This is a genomic window from Hymenobacter bucti, assembly GCF_042681145.1.
Classification (GTDB): Bacteria; Bacteroidota; Bacteroidia; order Cytophagales; family Hymenobacteraceae; genus Hymenobacter; species Hymenobacter bucti.
Map to the genome: position 1 here is coordinate 154,396 of NZ_JBHUFD010000003.1, position 19,333 is coordinate 173,728.

18 protein-coding genes are annotated in these 19,333 nt (G+C 61.9%); 6 read left to right on the forward strand and 12 right to left on the reverse strand.

The annotated features are described in order from the left end of the window. Window positions 1-22: 22 nt before the first annotated feature. The 3 genes from meaB to ACFSDX_RS08345 form a co-directional block, all read right to left on the reverse strand. Entirely contained in the window at window positions 23-1,003 is a 981-nt protein-coding gene (gene meaB, locus ACFSDX_RS08335) for a methylmalonyl Co-A mutase-associated GTPase MeaB (RefSeq protein WP_382312851.1), read from the reverse strand. Window positions 1,004-1,135: 132 nt separating this feature from the next. Beyond that, window positions 1,136-2,059 (reverse strand): FKBP-type peptidyl-prolyl cis-trans isomerase, encoded by a 924-nt coding sequence (locus tag ACFSDX_RS08340; RefSeq protein ID WP_382312852.1) that lies wholly within the window; start codon window positions 2,057-2,059, stop codon window positions 1,136-1,138. A 133-nt stretch (window positions 2,060-2,192) separates the two neighbouring features. Further along, on the reverse strand, window positions 2,193-3,302 hold the full coding sequence (locus tag ACFSDX_RS08345; RefSeq protein WP_382312853.1) for a YncE family protein: 1,110 nt from the start codon (window positions 3,300-3,302) through the stop codon (window positions 2,193-2,195). 338 nt (window positions 3,303-3,640) lie between these two features. Between ACFSDX_RS08345 and ACFSDX_RS08350 the strand changes: the two genes are divergently transcribed. Further along, window positions 3,641-5,185 (forward strand): SulP family inorganic anion transporter, encoded by a 1,545-nt coding sequence (locus ACFSDX_RS08350; protein ID WP_382312854.1) that lies wholly within the window; start codon window positions 3,641-3,643, stop codon window positions 5,183-5,185. 103 nt (window positions 5,186-5,288) lie between these two features. On the opposite strand, the gene ACFSDX_RS08355 is transcribed toward ACFSDX_RS08350, so the two are convergent. Both ACFSDX_RS08355 and ACFSDX_RS08360 read right to left on the reverse strand, forming a co-directional pair. Beyond that, entirely contained in the window at window positions 5,289-5,585 is a 297-nt protein-coding gene (locus tag ACFSDX_RS08355; RefSeq protein ID WP_382312855.1) for a hypothetical protein, read from the reverse strand. 81 nt (window positions 5,586-5,666) lie between these two features. Then, window positions 5,667-6,008, reverse strand: a complete 342-nt coding sequence (locus tag ACFSDX_RS08360) for a hypothetical protein (protein WP_382312856.1) — start codon at window positions 6,006-6,008, stop codon at window positions 5,667-5,669. A gap of 156 nt (window positions 6,009-6,164) precedes the next feature. Here ACFSDX_RS08360 and ACFSDX_RS08365 point away from each other — a divergent pair, with 156 nt between their 5' ends. Beyond that, window positions 6,165-6,842 (forward strand): DUF2461 domain-containing protein, encoded by a 678-nt coding sequence (locus tag ACFSDX_RS08365; RefSeq protein ID WP_382312857.1) that lies wholly within the window; start codon window positions 6,165-6,167, stop codon window positions 6,840-6,842. Window positions 6,843-6,856: 14 nt separating this feature from the next. Here the strand turns inward: ACFSDX_RS08365 and ACFSDX_RS08370 are convergent, their stop codons facing one another. From ACFSDX_RS08370 to ACFSDX_RS08380, 3 genes are all read right to left on the reverse strand, one after another. Next, window positions 6,857-7,360, reverse strand: a complete 504-nt coding sequence (locus tag ACFSDX_RS08370; RefSeq protein ID WP_382312858.1) for a DUF6702 family protein — start codon at window positions 7,358-7,360, stop codon at window positions 6,857-6,859. 61 nt (window positions 7,361-7,421) lie between these two features. Next, entirely contained in the window at window positions 7,422-8,762 is a 1,341-nt protein-coding gene (gene rseP / locus ACFSDX_RS08375; RefSeq protein ID WP_382312859.1) for an RIP metalloprotease RseP, read from the reverse strand. Between the two features lie 91 nt (window positions 8,763-8,853). Next, on the reverse strand, window positions 8,854-10,020 hold the full coding sequence (locus ACFSDX_RS08380) for a 1-deoxy-D-xylulose-5-phosphate reductoisomerase (RefSeq protein WP_382312860.1): 1,167 nt from the start codon (window positions 10,018-10,020) through the stop codon (window positions 8,854-8,856). 265 nt (window positions 10,021-10,285) lie between these two features. Between ACFSDX_RS08380 and ACFSDX_RS08385 the strand changes: the two genes are divergently transcribed. Further along, entirely contained in the window at window positions 10,286-11,332 is a 1,047-nt protein-coding gene (locus ACFSDX_RS08385) for an SDR family oxidoreductase (protein WP_382312861.1), read from the forward strand. A gap of 154 nt (window positions 11,333-11,486) precedes the next feature. Next, entirely contained in the window at window positions 11,487-12,644 is a 1,158-nt protein-coding gene (locus ACFSDX_RS08390; RefSeq protein WP_382312862.1) for an NAD(P)/FAD-dependent oxidoreductase, read from the forward strand. 180 nt (window positions 12,645-12,824) lie between these two features. Here ACFSDX_RS08390 and ACFSDX_RS08395 read toward each other — a convergent pair whose 3' ends face one another. Continuing rightward, complete coding sequence (locus ACFSDX_RS08395) at window positions 12,825-13,259, reverse strand: hypothetical protein (RefSeq protein ID WP_382312863.1); 435 nt, start codon at window positions 13,257-13,259, stop codon at window positions 12,825-12,827. A gap of 224 nt (window positions 13,260-13,483) precedes the next feature. On the opposite strand from ACFSDX_RS08395, the gene ACFSDX_RS08400 reads away from it, so the two are divergent. After that, window positions 13,484-14,929 carry a M20/M25/M40 family metallo-hydrolase gene (locus ACFSDX_RS08400; RefSeq protein ID WP_382312864.1) on the forward strand — a complete coding sequence of 482 codons (1,446 nt, stop codon included), beginning with the start codon at window positions 13,484-13,486 and terminating at the stop codon, window positions 14,927-14,929. Window positions 14,930-15,036: 107 nt separating this feature from the next. After that, a complete protein-coding gene (locus tag ACFSDX_RS08405) occupies window positions 15,037-15,537 on the forward strand; it encodes an ankyrin repeat domain-containing protein (RefSeq protein WP_382312865.1) in 501 nt (166 codons plus the stop codon). Window positions 15,538-15,680: 143 nt separating this feature from the next. Here the strand turns inward: ACFSDX_RS08405 and ACFSDX_RS08410 are convergent, their stop codons facing one another. The 3 genes from ACFSDX_RS08410 to ACFSDX_RS08420 form a co-directional block, all read right to left on the reverse strand. Then, complete coding sequence (locus ACFSDX_RS08410) at window positions 15,681-16,469, reverse strand: SDR family NAD(P)-dependent oxidoreductase (protein ID WP_382312866.1); 789 nt, start codon at window positions 16,467-16,469, stop codon at window positions 15,681-15,683. 84 nt (window positions 16,470-16,553) lie between these two features. Then, window positions 16,554-17,957 carry a Fic family protein gene (locus tag ACFSDX_RS08415; protein ID WP_382312868.1) on the reverse strand — a complete coding sequence of 468 codons (1,404 nt, stop codon included), beginning with the start codon at window positions 17,955-17,957 and terminating at the stop codon, window positions 16,554-16,556. 44 nt (window positions 17,958-18,001) lie between these two features. Continuing rightward, window positions 18,002-19,327, reverse strand: coding sequence for an RNA-binding domain-containing protein (locus ACFSDX_RS08420; protein WP_382312870.1), 1,326 nt, complete (start codon window positions 19,325-19,327; stop codon window positions 18,002-18,004). Window positions 19,328-19,333: the final 6 nt, after the last annotated feature.

Genomic DNA, 19,333 nt, shown 5'->3' on the forward strand with positions numbered 1-19,333 from the left:
CGGCCCGCTGGGCTGCCCTCCGCTACTGCCCCAGCAGCCGCTCGGCCGCCGCCCACGGCGTCAACTGCCCTTCGGCCACGGCCGCCCGCACGCCGGGCAAAGCCGTTTGCACGCCCACGCGGCCGTAAAACTGGCTTTCGAGCGCCTGGCGCACGGCTTCTTCCAGCCACTGGAGTTGCTGCTGGGCGCGGCGCTGCTGCCAGTAGCCGCTGGCCTGGGTCTGGGCGGCGTACTGCTCGATAAGCGCCCAGGCCTCGGGCAGGCCGGCGCCGCTGAGGGCCGAGCAGGTGCGCACGGGCACGGCCCAGCCCGAGGCGGCGGGCGGAAACAGGTGCAGCGCGCCCTCGTAGTCGCGGGCGGCGCGGCGGGCGGCGGCCTCGTTGCCCGCATCGGCCTTGGTGATGAGCAGGGCGTCGGCCATTTCCATGATGCCGCGCTTCACGCCCTGCAGCTCGTCGCCGGCGCCGGCCAGCATTAGCAGCAGGAAGAAATCGACCAGGCCGTGCACGGCCACTTCGCTCTGGCCCACGCCCACGGTTTCCACAAAAATGACGTCGTAGCCGGCCGCCTCGCACAAGAGCAGGGCCTCGCGGGTGGCGCGGGCCACGCCGCCCAGGCTGCCGCTGGCCGGCGACGGCCGAATAAATGCCCTAGGGTGCAGCGTGAGCTGCGGCATCCGGGTTTTGTCGCCCAGGATGCTGCCGCCGCCCCGCGGCGAGCTGGGGTCTACGGCCAGCACGGCCAGCTTCTTGCCCAGCTTCTCGACCAAATACAGACCTAGGGCCTCAATAAAGGTGCTTTTGCCCACGCCCGGTACGCCCGTGATGCCCAGGCGCAGCGCGCCGCCGGTGCGCGGCAGCACGGCTTGCAGCACTTGCTGGGCCAGCGTCTGGTGGGCGGGCAAGGTGCTTTCGACCAGCGTAATGGCGCGGGCCAGCACGCCGCGCTGGCCCGCGGCGAGACCTAGGGCGTAGTCGGCGGCGGAGAGAAGAGGAGCGGGCACGGCCGCAAAATAGCGCCGTGGGGCCGCAAAAGCCCGGCGCCCGAGCAAGTGCCTAAGCAAAACGGGGGCGGCTGCCGCTGTGGCAATCGCCCCCGCCTAGGGTGCGTGGCGGCCGGGCCGCCGGGCGCATGACTATTTCACGTCGGTCAGCTCCACGTCGAAGCGGAGCACGCTGTTGGCCGGAATGGCGGTGCTGGGGCTGCTGGCCCCGTAGCCCAGCGCCGACGGAATGAGCAGCGTGGCTTTCTCGCCCTTGCGCATGAGGGCGATGCCCTCGTCCCAGCCCGGAATAACCTGCTTGGCGCCCAGCGTAAACGAGAAGGGGACATTGCCGCGCTGCGAAGAAGCATCAAACGTGCTGCCGTCGAGCAGCTTGCCGGTGTAAAGCACCGATACGGTTTTGGTAGCCGTGGCCGGCACGCCGGCCGCATTCGCAACTACCGGCACGTAGTAGAGGCCGGAGGCTGTTTTCTGCGCGTTGGTAATGTTGTTGGCGGCGATGTACTTCTGAATGAGGGCGTCGTCGGTAGCGGCGAAGTTGAGGTCAACTACTTCCACGTCGAAGCGCACCACCGTGTTGGCGGGCACGTTCGGGCTGCTGCCGTTCGGCCCAAAAGCCAGGCCCGAGGGGATGAGCAGCGTGGCCTTGTCGCCCAGGTGCATCAGCGAAATGCCTTCCTGCAAGCCCGAAATCACGCTGGAATTACCGAGCACGAAGCTGGCGGCTTTGGTCACGTCCTGGCCCGAGGTGGCGAACATAGTGCCGTTGAGCAGCGTGCCCGTGTAGAGAAACGACACGTTGGTGCCCACCGTCACTTTGGTCGCGTTGGCGTTCGTAACCGTGGGCACGAAGTACAGGCCGGAGGCCTGCTTCTGGGCCGTGGTGATGTTGTTGGTGGCGATGTAGGTCTTGATAAGCGCGTCGTCGGCCGCCGAGTAGTCGGCGTTTACCGAGGTGTCGTCTTTGCTACAGCCCACGAGGCCCGCGCCCCCCGCGAGGGCTAAAAGCAGCACCACGCCCACGCGGTGCAGGATGCCGGAGATATGTTTTTTCATGCGATAAGATTTATTCAAAGTTACCGCACGGCGGGCGTTTCTCCTGCTGCGCAAGCTTTGTAGCCCGCGCTTGAATAGACGGAGTTGCGGATTACAAAGTCCGCACAACGCGCTGTTTCGGCTCCCCGCCGCCCTAGGGCTCCGTAATGAAGGCCGGCAGGCCGAGCTTGCTGCGTCGCCCGCCCAGCTTCAGGCCGTCGTCGACGTAGCCGCAGGCCTTGCCCGCGGCGTTAGGGCTGCCGATGACCCCTAGGAAGGAATTGTCCTCGCGGGCCACGTAAATCTTGCCATCGGGCCCGCGCTGCAAGGCCCCGATTTTGTGGTTGGAGGACTGGCCCACCAGCGTGGCGGCCTTGGTGGCCAGGTCAAACTGCCACACCTGGGTTTCGGGGCTGGCGCTGGCCGTTTTGATGGTGCTGTTGCCGTTGCAGGTGCCGTAGAGCTTGGTGCCATCGGGCGAAAACTCGACGCCGTAGGCCTCGGGGTAGGGGCCAAAGCTGCGCGGGCTGCTCACCTTGCCGGTGGCGCGGTCAAAGTTATAGACCTCGAACTTGTTGCTGTCGCGCCAGATGGCGGCGGCCAGCTTAGTGCCATCGGGCGAGAACTTGAGCGCCCCGATAGCATTGCGGCCGGGGCCGGCGTTGGGGCTGCCCACGTTGCTCATGATGGGCTTGGCGGCCACGCCGTCGGCCGTGACGAGGTAAGCAATGAAGGCGTTGGAGTTCCAGCGGTGGGCCACCACCCACACGTCGCGGCCATTGGGGTGGCGCACGGCGGCCAGCTTCTCGGCCACGGGCGTAAGGAGCAGCAGGTTGGCCCTAGGTACGTCGCCGAGGCCGTTATCGCGGGTCATGTCCACCACCGAGTAGCGCAGGCCGTCGGGCGCCCCCTGCGGCGCCACCGTGAAGATGTAGAAGATGTTGCCCGAGCCGGGGTCGGGCACGATGAGCGCCGACTGCGTGCTGCTGCCCGAGCCCATGAGGCGCCGGCCGCCCGGCATGGGCTGGTGCTGGCGGTTCCACACGGTTTGGCCATCGGTGTAAAAGAGCAGCTCGCCGCGCTTGGTGGTGGCGGTGGCGCAGCCCTCGTAGGTGGTCATGGCGCCATCAGTGAGCGGGGTAGGGGTGCCGCTGCTGAAGTCGAGCCCCGCCTGCCGGCCAAAGTACCACTTGTCGGTGGGGCGCTGGGCAAAGGCGAGTTGGGGCAGGGCAAGAACAGCGAGCAGCAAAAGCAACCGAGACATGGGCAGCAAGGGAATGGGTTTGGCCAGCTTAAACGAAAAAACCGTGCCGGATGGGTAAGGGGGAGTAGTAGCGCGAACTTTGTAGTTCGCGTTTTTGCGCTAGTCCAACCAGTGAAAACGCGAACTACAAAGTTCGCGCTACTACTCCCTGGACTAACTGCAAATCACAAGCTTCGCGCTCGCCAGACGCTCGTTTCCTACCTTTACTGCCACAAATGACTCATTTCCTCGTTCCTATCTTCAAGCTCACCCCACCCTGAGTACTGGTCAAAAACCCGTTTGCCGCCGCTTCCTGCCCGAAGCGTGCGGCTTTTCTTTTGCCTATATAGCAGGTTCTTATGTCGCAGCTGCAAGCTTATTTTTCCCAGTACAAGTTCAACGTTAAAAACGAAATCCTGGCCGGCCTCACCACGGCGCTGGCGCTGGTGCCCGAGGTGGTGGCGTTTGCGCTGCTGGCGCACATTAGCCCGCTGGTGGGTATCGGGTCGGCGTTTGTTATTTGCCTTATCACCAGTATTTTCGGGGGCCGGCCGGGCATGATATCGGGGGCGGCCGGCTCGGTGGCCGTGGTCATCGTGAGCTTGGTGGTGCAGCAGGGTATCGAGTACCTGTTCGTGGCCGTGGTGCTGATGGGAATTATTCAGATTACCATCGGGCTGCTGCGCTGGGGCAAGTTTATTCGGCTGGTGCCGCAGCCGGTGGTGTATGGCTTCGTCAACGGGCTGGCCATCATCATCTTCATGGCGCAGCTCGAGCAGTTTAAGGTGCTGGGCGCGGGTGGCACCGCGCAGTGGCTCACGGGCCCGCCGCTGCTGCTGATGGGGGGGCTAGTGCTCCTCACGATGGCGCTGGTGTATTTCACGCCCAAGGTCACGAAGGCCGTGCCGGGCTCGCTGGTGGCCATTGTGGTGGTGTCGGCGCTGGTTATTTTGGGTGGGCTGCCCACCAAGGCGGTGGGCGACATTGCCTCCATTGCGGGCGGGCTGCCCACGCCGCACCTGCCGCAGGTGCCGCTGAGCTGGCACACCCTAGGGGTGGTGGCGCCCTACGCCATTATCATGGCCCTGGTGGGCCTCACCGAGAGCCTGCTGACCCTGACGGTGGTAGATGAAGTGACCGACAGCCGCGGCCGCAGCAACCAGGACTGCGTGGCCCAGGGCCTGGCCAACGTGGCCTCGGGCCTCACCGGCGGCATGGGCGGCTGCGCCATGATAGGCCAAACGATGGTCAACCTGGAGTCGCGGGGGCGCGGGCGGCTGTCGGGCGTAGTGGCGGCCGGCGCACTGGCGCTGTTTGTGGTGGCCGGCTCGGGCCTCATCGAGCGATTGCCGCTGGCGGCGTTGGTGGGCGTGATGTTCATGGTCGTTATTGCCACTTTCGAGTGGGCCAGCCTGCGCATCCTGCGCCGCATGCCCCACACCGACGTGCTGGTGATGCTGCTCGTGACGCTCGTAACCGCCATCTCGCAAAACCTGGCCCTGGCCGTGCTGCTTGGCGTGGTGGTGTCGGCCCTGGCCTTTGCCTGGGAAAATGCCAAGCGCATCCGCGCCCGCCACTACCTCGACGCGGCCGGCACCAAGCACTACGAGCTCTACGGCCCGCTGTTTTTCGGCTCGGTGCAGGCCTTCACCGAAAAGTTCGACGTGGCCACCGACCCCGCCGAGGTCGTTATTGACTTCCAGGATAGCCGCGTGGCCGATATGTCGGCCCTCGACGCCCTGCACAAGCTCACCGAGCGCTACCAGCGCGCCGGCAAAACCCTGCGCCTGCGCCACCTCAGCCCCGATTGCCGCGTCTTGCTCGGCAAGGCCGGGGCGCTGGTCGAGGTCAACATTATGGAAGACCCTACCTACCGCGTGGCGGGCGCGGAGGTGGCGTACTAGGGTAGGCCTGGTGTTGCGCGGACTTTGTGGTCCGCGTCTAGCCTGCACTCCTGCCCAATCAGCCACGGGCTACAAAGGCCGCGCAGCACGGTACCCGGCGCTGCTACGGCTGCCCCGCCGCCCCCAGCGCCCGGTGCTGCTCAAAATACGCGTAGCCCGGCGCCAGCTCGCGCCAGAACGCGGCGTGCGGACTATCGGCCCGCCGCGCCAGCTCCGCTTCGGTGAGCGGAAACGGGAAAATGTGCACTTCAATACTGGCTTGCCCCGCCGCCCGGGCCGCCGCGGCCAGTAGGTACACTTCTTCCACCAGCGGGTTGGTCAGGGGCAGGCAGCCCTCGGTAACGTTGGAGCCGTGGATGAAAATGTCGCCGCCGGGGTCGGCCAGGCCGGCGGCCAGCACGTCGGCCGGGCTGGGGTAGTCGAGGCCCAGCGAGAGGTGGTAGGCACTAATGGGGTTGAAGCGGTCGATGTGGTAGTAGCCTTAGGGCACCTGCCCATCGCCGGCGTGGCGCTTGGGCCCTAGGGTGCCCGAGGTGGCCGCCAGCGGGTAGTGGCCCAGCGGCCGGAAGGCCGCGTCGCCCTGGTTGCGGGCCCACACCTCGAGCTGGCGCGTGGTCTTGACGAGGCGAAAAAACACTTCGAGCCGGGCCGGGTCGAGGTGCTGGGCGTGCAGGCGGGCCGCCAGCGTGGGCCAGCACCGGGCGTAGGCCGCCTGCACCCGTGCGTAGGCCAGCTGCCGCTGCCAAAAATCGGGTGCAGTGGGTGCCTGAGCGCTCGCCGCCCGCCCGCAGAAACCTAGAATAAGCAGTAGAAGAAAGCGCAAGTGTCGAAGCCGGAAGATGTTATGGGTGAGTGAATGAGCAACGTTAAAAATAGCCGATTTAGTATGTATGCAAGCCCCGGCGCGGGGCCCGGGCTAGTAGCCTAGGTCGCGCTTAACACGTATGCACCCGCTCAGGCCCCGGCCAACTCTGCTGTTATGAATCCCGCTGCGCACCTCGATTTTCTTCAAAACCTAGCCCGCCACAACGAGCGCGACTGGTTTCAGGCCCACAAAGCCACTTACGACCAGCTCCGCACCGCCTTCGAGGCCGATGTAGCCTACTGGCTGCGCGAGCTGGCCCACGATGAGCCCGCCCTGGCTGGCCTCGACCCCAAAAAATGCGTCTTCCGCATCTACCGCGACGTGCGCTTTGCCAAGGTGAAAGTGCCCTACAAAACGCACTTCTCGGCCTATTTCGCCGCCGGCGGCAAAAAAGGCGACACCCCCGGCCGCTACGTGCAGCTGGGTCCCAATGGCCAGACACTGGTGGCCGGCGGCCTCTACGAGCCCACCAAAGAACAACTCGCCGCCGTGCGCCAGGAACTTGATTACCAAGCGGCTGACTTGCACGAGCTGCTGGCTGCGCCCGCGGCCCAGCAGTTCTTCCCGCAGGGCATGGTAGGCGAGCAGCTTAAGAAAATGCCGCCCGGCTATGAGGCTACGCACCCCGAGGCGGCGTGGTTGCGCCACAAAAACTTCTTGCTCAGCCACGAGCTGCCCGATGTCGAGGTGCGCCGCCTGGGCCCGGAGGAGTACCGAGCGCACGTGCTAGCGGCCTTGCGGGCCCTAGGTCCATTCTGCGAGTGGCTAACCGCCGCCACGCACGCCGGGTAAAACAGGGTTGCGCGCTATTTCAGCGTGAGCACGGCCTGCTCGTGGCCGGCGCGGTAGAGCTCGCTTGCTTTAGCGGAGCCGCTTTCTGCGTTCACGATGTTCATCTGGTCGGAAAACACGTCCAGCAGCACGGTATTGCGCAGCCATACGGCCGAAGCAGCGCGGGGCAGCTTCGCCTTAGCATAGAGCCAGTAAGCGTCTTTCTCGGCCTGCATGCCCACAAATTGCAGCGTGAGCGGTAGGCGTGGCTGGCGGCTGGAGGTGAAGGGTAGGGCCAGCTCGAGGTGGCTGCGCAGGTAGGCATCGGCCAGCGGCATGATGCGCGGGTCTTGCAGGGTCAGGTGCTGAGGGCGGCCCTTGGAAAGCGCATTTTCGAGGTCATCGGTAAAGACCTTCAGCGCTAGCTCTACCTGTTGCTGCTGGGGGTTGATGCGCAGCTCCAGAATGCTGGAGTGGTAGGTGTGGCGGGCCAGCGCCAGCAGCGGCACCAGCAACAGAAGAAAAGCAAAACGACGCATAAAAAAAAGGAGCGCGATTCCCTGAGAATCGCGCTCCTAAAATTACGGCTTTTGCCGCGAGCTAAAAATGCTTGAGAATCGGCTTGAGGACGATAACGTACAGCATCAGCATCAAAATCAGGGCCGTGCCCACGCGCTGGGCGTTTTCGAGGAAGGCATCGGAAGGCTTGCGGCGCAGTATCATCTCGTAGAGCAGGAATACCACGTGGCCGCCGTCGAGGGCCGGAATGGGGAGCAAGTTCATGAAAGCCAGCACCATGCTGAGCGAGCCCGTGAGCAGCCAGAAGCGCAGCCAGTCCCACTGCCCGCCGTACTGCTGGGCAATCTCGACCGGACCGCCTAGGCTTTCCGAGGCCGAAGCCTCTCGGCGGATAATCTTACCAAAGGCCTTGGCCTGCGCCCCGATGATGCCGAAGGCTTGCGTAGCGCCCTGCGGCACCGAGCCCAGCAGCGAGTAGTGGCGCTGGCTGTAGTGCAGCGCGGGCAGCGGCTCAAAGCCGATGCGCCCGTCCTTGTTCACCGTGATGGGCAGCGTCAGTTTTTGGCCGGCGCGCTCCACGGCCAGGGTCGTCGTTTTGCCGGCATTCAGGCGCAGGGCGGCTTGCAGGCGGTCGAAGTAGGGCGTCGAGATGGTGCCCACGGCCGTGACGGCGTCGCCGGCTTTCAGGCCCGCTTTATCGGCGGCGGTGCCGCCCACCACGCGCTTCACGGTGAAGGGCGTGCGGGCTTCCACAAAAATGCTGTCGCCCTGCTTGGCCAGCCGGTCCATGAAGTTGGCCGGAATATTAATGTCAATCAATTGACCGTCACGGTCTACGGTGTAGTAGGCGTGCGAGCCCAGAATGACGTCGGCGCTGCGCACATCGTCGAACTCGGCGAAGGGCCGGCCGTTGATTTTCACAATCTTATCACCGGCGCGCAGGCCGATTTGGCGACCTAGGCCATTGGGCACCACGCCGTAGCGGGCCTCCGAGGCAGGCAGGTAGTTTTCGCCATACATGAAAGTGAGGGCCGTGAAAATGGCGACGCCCGTAATCACGTTCATGATGATGCCGCCCAGCATTACCAGCAGCCGCTGCCAGGCGGGCTTGCTTCTGAACTCGTCGGGCTGCGGTGGGCCGGCCAGCGCGTCGGCGTCCTGCGTCTCATCGACCATGCCGTGGATGGCCACGTAGCCCCCTAGCGGGAACCAGCCAATGCCGTACTCGGTGTCGCCCACTTTCTTCTTCAGCAAGCTGAAGTTGAGCACGTTGGGCAGGGGAAACAGAAAGTCAAAGAAGATGTAAAACTTAGTGACTTTAATTTTAAAAAGCTTGGCGAAGGCAAAATGCCCGAACTCGTGCAAGCCCACTAGCAGCGAAAGGCCCAGCACCAGCTGGCCAATCATAACAAGAATTTCCAAAGGAGGGAAGCGAGGTATTGAAGTAAAAAAGGAGGCGAAAGCGAGGGAAAGATGCCGCAAGCAGCGCCATTCCACAAGCCCAACTACCTCATCAGCCTAGTAGTTCGGCCGCTACGCGCCGCGCCTCGGCGTCGGTGGCGGCGTAGTCGGCCAGGGTTGGGTCCGCAAGATACGGCACCCGGTGCAGGCACTCGGCTACCACATCGGCCATGCCCAGGAAGCTTACCTGGTCTTGCAGGAATGCGGCCACGGCTACTTCGTTGGCAGCGTTGAGCACGCAGGCGGCGCTGCCGCCGCGCTGCATAGCGCTGTAGGCCAGCGGTAAGTGCCGGAAGGTACCGAGGTCGGGCGCCTCAAAGGTGAGCGTGGGATACTGCAAAAACGAGAACCTAGGAAACTCATTGCGCAGCCGCTCGGGGTAGCCCAGCGCGTACTGAATGGGTAGTTTCATGTCGGGCAAACCCAGCTGCGCTTTTAACGAGCCGTCCTGAAACTGCACCAGCGAGTGCACAATGCTTTGCGGGTGCACTACTACGTCGACCTGCTCATTGGCCAGGTTGAAGAGCCACTTGGCCTCGATTACTTCGAGGCCTTTGTTCATGAGCGTGGCCGAGTCGATGGTGATTTTGGCGCCCATCGTCCAGTTGGGGTGTTTGAGCGCCTGGGCCTTGGTGATGTGCGCCAGCTCCTGCGCTGAGCGGCCCCGAAACGGTCCGCCCGAGGCCGTGAGAATGACCTTCTCGATGGGGTTTAGTTCTTCGCCCACCAGGCACTGGAAGATGGCCGAGTGCTCCGAATCGACGGGCAACAGCTTCACGCCGTGCTGCTGCACGAGGCTGGTTATCAGCTCGCCGGCCACTACCAGCGTTTCCTTGTTGGCCAGCGCAATGTCCTTGCCGGCCCGGATGGCGGCCACCGTGGGCGGCAGGCCGGCGTAGCCCACCAGCGCCGTGAGCACAATGTCGATTTCGGGGCGCTGCACTACTTCGGTCAGCGCCGCGTCGCCGGCTAGGACTTCGGTTTCGGGCTGGTCGGCCAGGGCAGCTTTGGTTTGGAGGTAAAACTCGTCGCCGATGACCACGGCGGCGGGCCGAAACTCGCGGGCCTGGGTTACCAGTAGCTCCCACTGCCGCCCGGCCGTGAGCACCGCCACCCGGAAACGGCCGCGCTGCTCGCGCACCACCTCCAGCGCCTGCGTGCCAATGGAGCCCGTGGAGCCCAGCAAAGCCAGGGTTTTCAAAGAAAAAGAATCCGTCATTCGTCGTAAAAAGATACTCAAAGGTAGGGCGCGGGGCGGCCCTTGGTTGTAAAACGGAGTAGCACTCCCTTTAGCGTAAGGAAGGCGCTATTCGGTTGTAAAACGGAGTAGTACGCCGTTTCACGTCGGGGGGCGCCATTGGGGTGCGAAATGGAATGCCACTCCGTTTTACAACTTAAGCTCGACCTATCTATTTCCGGCCCTAGGCCGTACTGCTAGCGTGCCCGTTGGGCGCATTTCTCTTTCCCCTTCCGCCCTTTCCCAAATGGCTATCAAACTCAAGCCCCTCGACCAACAAGTCATCGTAATTACGGGTGCCACCAGCGGCATCGGCCTGGCCACGGCCAAAGCCGCCCACAAGGCCGGCGCCCGCCTCGTGCTGGCCGCCCGCTCGCAGGCCGACCTCGACACCGTGGCCCGCGACCTAGGTAGCCGCGTGGCCGTAGTGGCCGCCGACGTGGCCGACCCGGCCGCCGTGCATCGCATTCACGAAGCCGCGCATTCCAACTTCGGCGCCCTCGATACGTGGGTCAATAACGCCGGCGTGGGTATGTGGGGCAAGCTAGAGCAAGGCAAGCTCGAAGACTTCAAAAAGCTGTACGAAACCAACTTCTGGGGCATTGTAAACGGCTCGCTCGAAGCCATTAAGCACCTCAAGAAGCACGGCGGCGCGCTCATCAACCTAGGCAGCGTGGTGAGCGATGTGGCTGTGCCCATCCAGGGTATGTACGCCTCCAGTAAGCACGCCGTAAAGGGTTTTACCGATGCCCTGCGCATCGAGCTGGCCGACGAGAAAGCGCCCGTTTCGGTGACGCTCATCAAGCCCGCCGCCATCAACACGCCCTTCCCCGACCACGCCCGCAACTACCTGCCCGAGAAGCCGAAACTACCCCAGCCCGTGTACGCGCCCGAGGAAGTGGCCAAGGCCATTTTGCACGCGGCTACGCACCCGGTGCGCGACATCTACGTGGGTGGCGGCGGAAAATTGATGAGCACCGCTAACAAGTACGCCCCCGGCATGATGGATTGGGTAGAAGCCAAAACCGGCGTGGCCCAGCAGAAGCAGGAGGGCACCCGCGCCGTGGACCCCGCCGGCTCGCTGCACCGCCCTAATGGCCCCCACGCCGAAGTGCACGGCAAAAACCCCGGCCACGTAATGAAAACCAGCCTCTACACCCGCGCCACGTTGCACCCGGTGCTGGCAGGCTTGGCCGCCGCCACGGGCCTGGCCGCTACTATTGCCCTGGTAGCCAGCCGCTCGCGCAGTGGCCTCAAAGATGCCGGCGTGCCAATAGCCGTGACGGATAATTAGTCGAGTGTGAGCTAGCTTCCGCCCAGCGCGTACGAATAGCGCCTAGGTCCGGGGATAGGCTGAAAACCAACTCCTCATCTTATAAAAGCGCCTTTCTCAACCGAGAAAGGCGCTTTTATGCGTAACAGCCCTAGGGTACTGCTACCTTTACTACGTGCCAATCGAAGCCGCCTACGACATTGCCCTAGTGGGCGCCGGCCCGGCCGGCACGGCCTGCGCGCTGGCGCTGCGCGGCAGCGGCCTGCGCGTGCTGCTGCTCGATAAAGCCACTTTCCCGAGGGATAAAATCTGCGGCGACGCCGTGCCCGGCCACGCCCTCAAGGCCCTGCGCCAGCTCGACCCGGCCTACGTGGACGCCCTCTGGCAGCTGGAGCCCCGCGACGACGTGCGCCGCAGCCGCATCGTGGCGCCCAGCGGCGCGGGCTTCTACATGCACTGGAACCTACGCACTTTTAACAGCCCGCGCCTCGACTTCGACGCCGCGCTGCTGGCGCTGGTGCGGGAGTTTACCGACACTGAAATCCGCGAAAACGCGTTGTTGAAAACGCTGGAAATTACGCCTGACTGTGCGCAACTCCAACTGGCCGACGGCACCGAAATCACGGCCCGCCTGGTTATTGGCTGCGACGGGGCCAACTCGGCGGTGGGCCGCCGCCTGCTGCCCGAGCCGCGCCTGGCCCGCGCCCACCACAGCGCCGGCGTGCGGGCGTATTTTGAGAACGTGGCCGGTGCTGAGTCGGGCACCACCGAGTTTTTTTTCAGCCAAAACTACCTGGCCGGCTACTGCTGGCTGTTCCCGGTGGGGGCGGGGCGCTACAACGTGGGCCTGGGGATGCTCTCCGAGCTGGTGGCTAAGCACAAAGTAGACCTCAAGCAGCTCCTGCTCGACACCGTAAAAACGCACCCCGAGCTGGCTGGTCGTTTCCGCGAGGCGCGGCAGTTGGGGCCGGTGCTGGGTTTCGGGCTGCCGATGGGCGGCGGGCGGCAACGCCCGTGCAGCGGGGCGCGCTTTATGCTGTGCGGCGATGCCGCCTCGCTCATCGACCCCTTGCAGGGCCACGGCATTGATATGGCCGTGCGCAGCGGCATTATGGCCGCCGCGCAGGCCCGGCAGTGCGTGACCCAAAATGACTTTAGCGCCGATTTTATGCGCGCCTACGATGCTGAGGTGCAGCGCCAGCTCGGCCCGGTGCTGGCCCGCAACTACCGCCTGATGCGGCTGCTGGGCACTCGGCCGTGGCTCCTGAACCTAGGCGCGCGCTTGGCGCAATTGCCGGGTTTGGGCCGCCGCTTGCAGCGACTGTTGGGCTAGCCCGCGTGGCGCGGCCTTTCAGTCCGCGAGGGTAATGCGTTGGTTGGGAAGGTCGTAGCGCGAAGCGCTGCTTCGCATCGCGTTTGGCCGGCTAGGGAGCGAAAAAAGCAGGTTGCCCGCAACGCGAAGCAGGGTTTCGCGCTACGGGCAACCTAGGTACTCGCGGATTGAAAGCCCGCCCTACTGGGGCACGGTGGCGGCGGCGCGGGCCTGGCAGCTGCGCAGCCATTCCTCGGCTACGGCTACTTTTTCGAAGATTTGCAGCTCAAACAGGCAGGCGGCGGGATTGAGCGGGGCCTCCGTAATGGTATCGTGCTTGGTATCGGTTTGCACCACATGGGCCACGTAGCGCAGGCCCATGCGGGCGGCCTGCGGCGCCCAGATGCGCATGAGCCAGTCGAGCGAATCGAACCAGGGGCCGTGCAGGTCAGAGTTATCGTTGAGCAGGTAGGGGCAGCGCAAGTCGGCGAGCTGTTTCAGATAACTATCGGCCCCCCGGTTGGCCTCTTCCGAGTCGATAAAGCCGCGCCAGGTAGCACGTAGCCAGGCGTTGGGCTCGTCAAGCGTAAGCGTGCAGCGGCTGCCATCAGTATCCAGTAGAGAATGAATTAGCATAGAAGAAAAAAAAATTAAAACAGATTTGCAAACCTCACTCAGTAGTATTAGAAAACCTACGCATAAAATACGGGTTTTGCCCCTCGGCTAGTACGCTATTTTTTGGGGATAACTACGTATACTTTTAGAGGCCGACTGGTAAAGCTGGCCGTTGGCGTAAACTTTGGGGCGGCGAGTTGCGGGAATTTTCGTGTCGCCTCGCTACCGTGCATTTTTTTATCCGTTTGTTGCTACTAGTGCTCGTGGGGCTGGTAGCCGCCGTGCTCGTGAACACCCTGCGCCTGCCCAACCACCAGCTGGCCGCCGGGCCCGCCGCCCCGGCCGTGGCCGTAGTGCCCGATACCGCCCTGGCCCACCTGGCGGGTGCGCTGCGGATTCCTACGGTATCGCGCACCAAGTATGCGGAGACCGATACCGTGCCCTTCGACCAGCTGCAAGCCTATCTAGGGCGCACGTTTCCGCTGGTGCACCAGCGCCTCCAGCACCAGACCGTCAACCACTACGGCCTGCTCTACGAGTGGCCCGGCACCGACCCCGCCCTGAAACCCTTGCTGCTGCTGGCCCACCAGGATGTGGTGCCCGTGCTGCCCGGCACCGAAACCCAGTGGACGCGCCCGCCCTTTGCCGGGCAGCAGGCGGGCGGCTACCTCTACGGCCGCGGCGCCCTCGACGACAAGCTCAACGTGCTGGGCCAGCTCGAAGCTGTGGAGTACCTGCTGCGCACGGGTTTTCGACCTAGGCGCACGGTGCTGCTCGCCTTCGGCCACGACGAAGAAACCATGGGCCGGCGCGGCGCCGGGGCGCTGGCGGCCGTTATTCAAAAGCGCTACCCCCAGCTCGAAATGGTGCTCGATGAGGGCGGCACCATCAAAACCGACGGTGTGGCGGGCATTATGCAGCCGGTGGCGCTGGTCGGCATCAGTGAGAAGGGCTACCTGAGCCTGGTGCTGACGGCCACCGGGCAGGGTGGGCACTCGTCGATGCCGCCGCCGCTCACCAGCGTGGGCCGGGTGGCGGCCGCCGTAGCCCGGCTGGAGGCCGAGCCGTTTCCGGCGCGGCTTGATGGCGGCATCGGCAGCACGCTGGCCTACCTCACGCCGGCCGTGCCCTTTGGGCAGCGGCTGGTTTTTGCCAATCAGTGGCTGTTTGGGCCGTTGATTATCAAGAAGCTGGCCGCCGCACCGGCCACCAATGCGGCCATTCGCACCACCACCGCGCCCACCATCATCAGCGGCGGGGCCAAAGACAACGTGCTGCCCATCGAGGCCTCGGCCACCGTCAATTTCCGCCTGCTGCCTGGCGACTCGGGCGCGGTGGTGCTGCGCCGGGTGCGCGAAATTATTGCCGACCCGCTGGTGCAAGTGCGCCCGCTGGCCGCCGGCCAGGAAGCCTCGCCCGTGTCGCGCACTGATAATGCGGCCTTCGGCACGCTGCACCGCACTATCAAAAGCGTGTTTCCGCAGGCCCTGGTGGCGCCCTATACCGTCCTAGGTGCCACCGATGCCCGCACCTACGCCCCCCTGTGCCCGCAGGCTACCTACCGTTTTTCGCCCCTGCTCATGGACCAAAAGGCCATCGACAGCATGCACGGCACCAACGAGCGCCTGCGCGCGGCGGCTTATTCGGAGGTTATTCGGTTCTACGCCGCGCTAATTCGCAACGTACAGTAGCGCGAACTACAACTGAAAGTCAGCGTAGCTAAAGTTCGCGTTACTGCCCGCCGCAAACATCCCGGCCCCCTAGGTTGTCGTAGGCGGGCTTAAACTCCTGAAAAAACATGGCTTTCACCTCCTCCCAACCCATCGACCTGCTCTACGACGCTGCCCGCCGCGGCGAAATAGCCATCATCAAGCAGCTGCTTGATAACCCCCAGGTCGACATCAACGCCCAAAACGGCAAGGGCCACTCGGCCCTCATCCTGGCCGCGTACGACGACCACATCGACGCCGTGCGCTTGCTCATCGAGCGCGGGGCCGATATAAACCAGCAAGATGCCAGCGGCAACACGGCCCTCATGGGCGTGGCCTTCAAGGGCAACGCCGACATCGTACGCCTGCTTATTGAGGCCGGCGCTGACCTCAACCGCACCAACGGCAACGGCGGCACTGCCCTCATGTTTGCCACCCTGTTCGGCCGCAACGAAATCGTGAAAATCCTGCTCGAAGCCGGCGCCGATGCTACCCTGAAAGACGTGCGCGGCAACACGGCCCTGCATCTCGCCGGCCAGCAAGGCAACGAAGAAGCCTGGAAGCTGCTGGGCGGCAAGGAGGACGAGTAGTCTAGTTAAAGCAAGCAAAAACATCCGTCATGCTGAGCGAAGTCGAAGCATCTCTACCGCCCCGTTGAATGAAGTGGTAGAGATGCTTCGACTTTGCTCAGCATGACGGATGCTCTCGTGACGGACGTTCTAACGAACTTCTGCTAAATGCTCCGTACTACGCCGCCATCCACGCGCACCGAGGCGCCATTTGTGGCCGCCGCCAGCGGGCTGCTGAGGTAGGCTACCATGCTGGCAATTTCATCGGTCGTGATGAAGCGCTGCAACAGCGACGATGGCCGCGCATCGCGGAAAAACTCGTGCTCGGCTTCCTCGCGGGTTTTGCCCTCGCCAGCCAGCTTTTTCAGGAATTCCTCCACGCCCTCCGAGGCCGTGGGACCGGGCAGCACCGAGTTTACGGTCACGCCGGTGCCCTTGGTGAGCTCGGCTAGGCCACGGGCCACGGCCAGCTGGGCGGTTTTGGTGGTGCCATAGTGCACCATTTCGGCCGGTATTTGCAGGCCCGATTCGCTCGAAATGAACAGGATGCGGCCCCAGCCGGCGGCTAGCATCAGCGGGAAATATTGGCGCGACAGCCGCACCCCGCTCAGCACGTTCACCTCAAAAAAGCGCAGCCAGTCGGCATCCGAAATCTCAGCAAAAGGCTTGGGCTCAAAGATGCCCACGTTGTTGACCAGAATATCCACCGTGGGCACGTCGCGCAGCAGGTTATCAACCTGCGCCGCGTCGCCAAAATCCACGGCCACGCCGCGCACGCTGGCCCCCGGCGTCTGGGCCACGATGGCCGCTTTGGCCTCCGCGATGCGCGCCTCGGTGCGCCCGGTAATGATGACGTGCGCGCCCTCGGCGGCCAGCCGCTGCGCAATGGCCAGGCCGATGCCGGCCGTAGAGCCCGTGATGAGGGCGGTTCTATTCGTGAGTTGGAGGTCCATGAGGAGCAGGAAAAGATTCGGCTCTAAACCAGCAACCCGTCGGTTTTGATTAAAAAAGGCCCGCCGAGTGGGGCGGGCCAGTATTCAGACGGGCGGCGTATCGGCTTCGGTTAGCTTGGCGGCAATGAAGTCGTAGACTTTGTTGACGAGCTGATAATTGATTTCGTGAATGCGAGAAGGGTCATAATTAGGTATATATATAGAGTTAAAAACATCTTCCATCCAATATCTTTTCGAAGATTGTGTTGTAAAATCAGTTAAAACACCTGTAGTTACTTTAAATGATTCTAGGCTAAAATTGAAAGTGACCAGTAATCCAACATCGAAGCCATTGTTTTTTTGACGAAAATGAAACCACTTCTTTAAAAAGCTTATAGTTTCAATGTCAGCGTTCAAAGCTGATATTGTGTTTTTCATTTTCTTTTTAAACTCTTCTGCGTTAACTGGATTTTCAATTAATTCCGTTCTAGCAACTACAGAATAAATGGCTCCAATATATCCGTTGCTTAAAAATAACTCGTCGAAATTTTGTGATTGCCTATCTATATCATCAATCCAGACGCTTATAAGGCTATCATAAATATCGTCTTGCACTTCATCATTCCAAAGTGTTTTTATAGTATCCTCCCGCGTCAAAATCTGTTTCTTTAGCAGCGCCAGCTTCTTATCTAAATCACTCGGCTCGTCAATGGATTCTCCCCGAGCCGCCCGAATCATGAGCCGCAAGCCAGCTTCCACGTTTTCGATGATGAAGCGTAGAAACGGCTCCGGTTCGCCCGCGTCGGCTTCGGCGAGGGCGGCCAGGTAGCGGTTGCGGTCGGCGGCTTGTATCACGGTCATGGGGTAGCCGTGGCGCAGCAGAATCAGGTTCATGAGTAGACGCGACATGCGGCCGTTGCCATCGTCGAAGGGATGGATGCGGACGAAGCGGTAGTGAAACTCGGCGGCCAGCGCCACGGGGTGCATCGTGGGGGCGGCCTCTTCGGCCCGGTACCAGTCGATGAGGTCGGTCATGCGGCCGGGCGTTTCCTCGGGGCTGGCGAAGTAGAACATCTCGCCGGTGGCGGTGAGCACGTTGTTGGGGCTCGTTTTGTAGCGGCCGGGTACGATAAGCTTGCGCGTGGGCTGGCCGCCGGCCGTTTGGGCGGGCGTGTGGTAGGGCTCGCCCAGCAGCAACTGGTGCATCTCGCGGATGAACTGTTCGGTAAGCGGGTATTGGTCGCGCACAAAGTCTTCGAGCGCAAACACCGCAGCATTATGGCCTTTTATGTCGAGGTGGTCGCGGATGGGCTTGCCCGCTGCTGTGAGGCCATGCAGTAGCAGCGAGCGAGTTTCGCCTAGCGTCAGTGAGTTACCCTCAATGGCGTTGGAGTTGTAATTCCACTCCAGCCGGAACTTTTGTAGTACCCGCGCCTCCTGCTCGGGCGTGAGCGGGCGCAGGGCATCAAGCTCAGCTTTAAGACGGTCAACTTCGGCAAAGGAAGGCATAACTAAAAATAGGATGAGCTAGCAAAAGCTGTAAAACGAGTTCACTAGTGAGGACGTAGGGGTGGGTGACGACGGGCCTCTCGCAATGCTTGGGCCTCACGCTGCGCGATAGATTGTGAGTTGAAATAAGGGTTGATGCGCAAAGTGGTCAGAAAGGAAAGCCGGTCAGCATCCATTTCAAAAAGTGGTGGCGGCGACCCATTACTTTCCATTGCTGTTCGGATATAGGGTAGGCCCGAGGCCCGCCCTTCGGTCAGGTGTAGTTCTTTGAGAAAATCTCCAACTCGCCGGTTCCGATAATCGCGCGCTACAATGCGGGAGCCGCTACGCAGTTGCTCCGGAGTTACTGGCGGTAAGGCACCCGGAAAGCTGAGAATTTCTATTTGAGTCGGCCGTACATTTACCTCAATAGTATTAGCTAATTCATAGCTGCGGTGGTAAACGGCGTTTGCTAATGCTTCTTCTAAGGCTGCGAAAGGATAATTAATGAAGCGACCTGCTTCTGCCTGGTCAGGTATCTTTTCAACCTGCTCTACTAGTACCTGTGCCTGCAAGAAACTAAGTGCTTGCCGTAATTGCTGAGGCAAAGGGCCTGTAAATCGTTTTTCAGTGAAATTGCGGCCGCCATTTCCACTATGGATGATGATTTCAATAATAGCTCCAGCAAAGAATCTTTCAGGTTGCCTGTTAAACATTAATAAGCCAATATTTAATGGCTTGAAGTATTCCGGTGGTCCACTAGCAATACGCATTTGACGGCATAATTCCTCGAATGGCATAGTCGTGGCTTCATCCGCTAGCTTACTATTGATTTCTTGTAAATGCTCACGTATAAGGCCTAGGTCTAAGTCAGTCAATTCAGCCCTAGGGTTAATTCGGTCGTCAAATGGCACCTTAGCTGTCAAGTCTAGTAATCTTTGGCGGTCAAGCTCTTTTGCTCTAGTAGTGCTAGAGAAGTGCCTGATATAATAATCTTTCTCCTTGTTGTCTCTGCCTAAGCTAACCGGCGCTTTGTAAGGCCGGTTGTCGCCTCCAGGTGCCCAAACAACCAATACGAGTTTGCCATCATATTCTTCTGGCTCAGCTACTGGTATGTAAGTGGGAGTTATCTGATAGCAAAGCTCTAATAGCTTCTTCTGGATAGCATCTACTTGTTCTGGTTGTAAGCCAGTGGGCGGCAGTACAGGCTTGCCCTGCTCTTCCGCCACACCAACAATAAAATAGCCACCGCCCCAATTATTTAAGTCGTTAGCGAAGGCACAGATAGTGTGAACTGCTGCTTCGGGGTTCCATCCCTCTTTGAACTCCAGGCGCTCCCATTCGACCACCTCACCAGTAAGAAGTTGCTTTAAATTGACAGGAAGTGCCATTTTTGC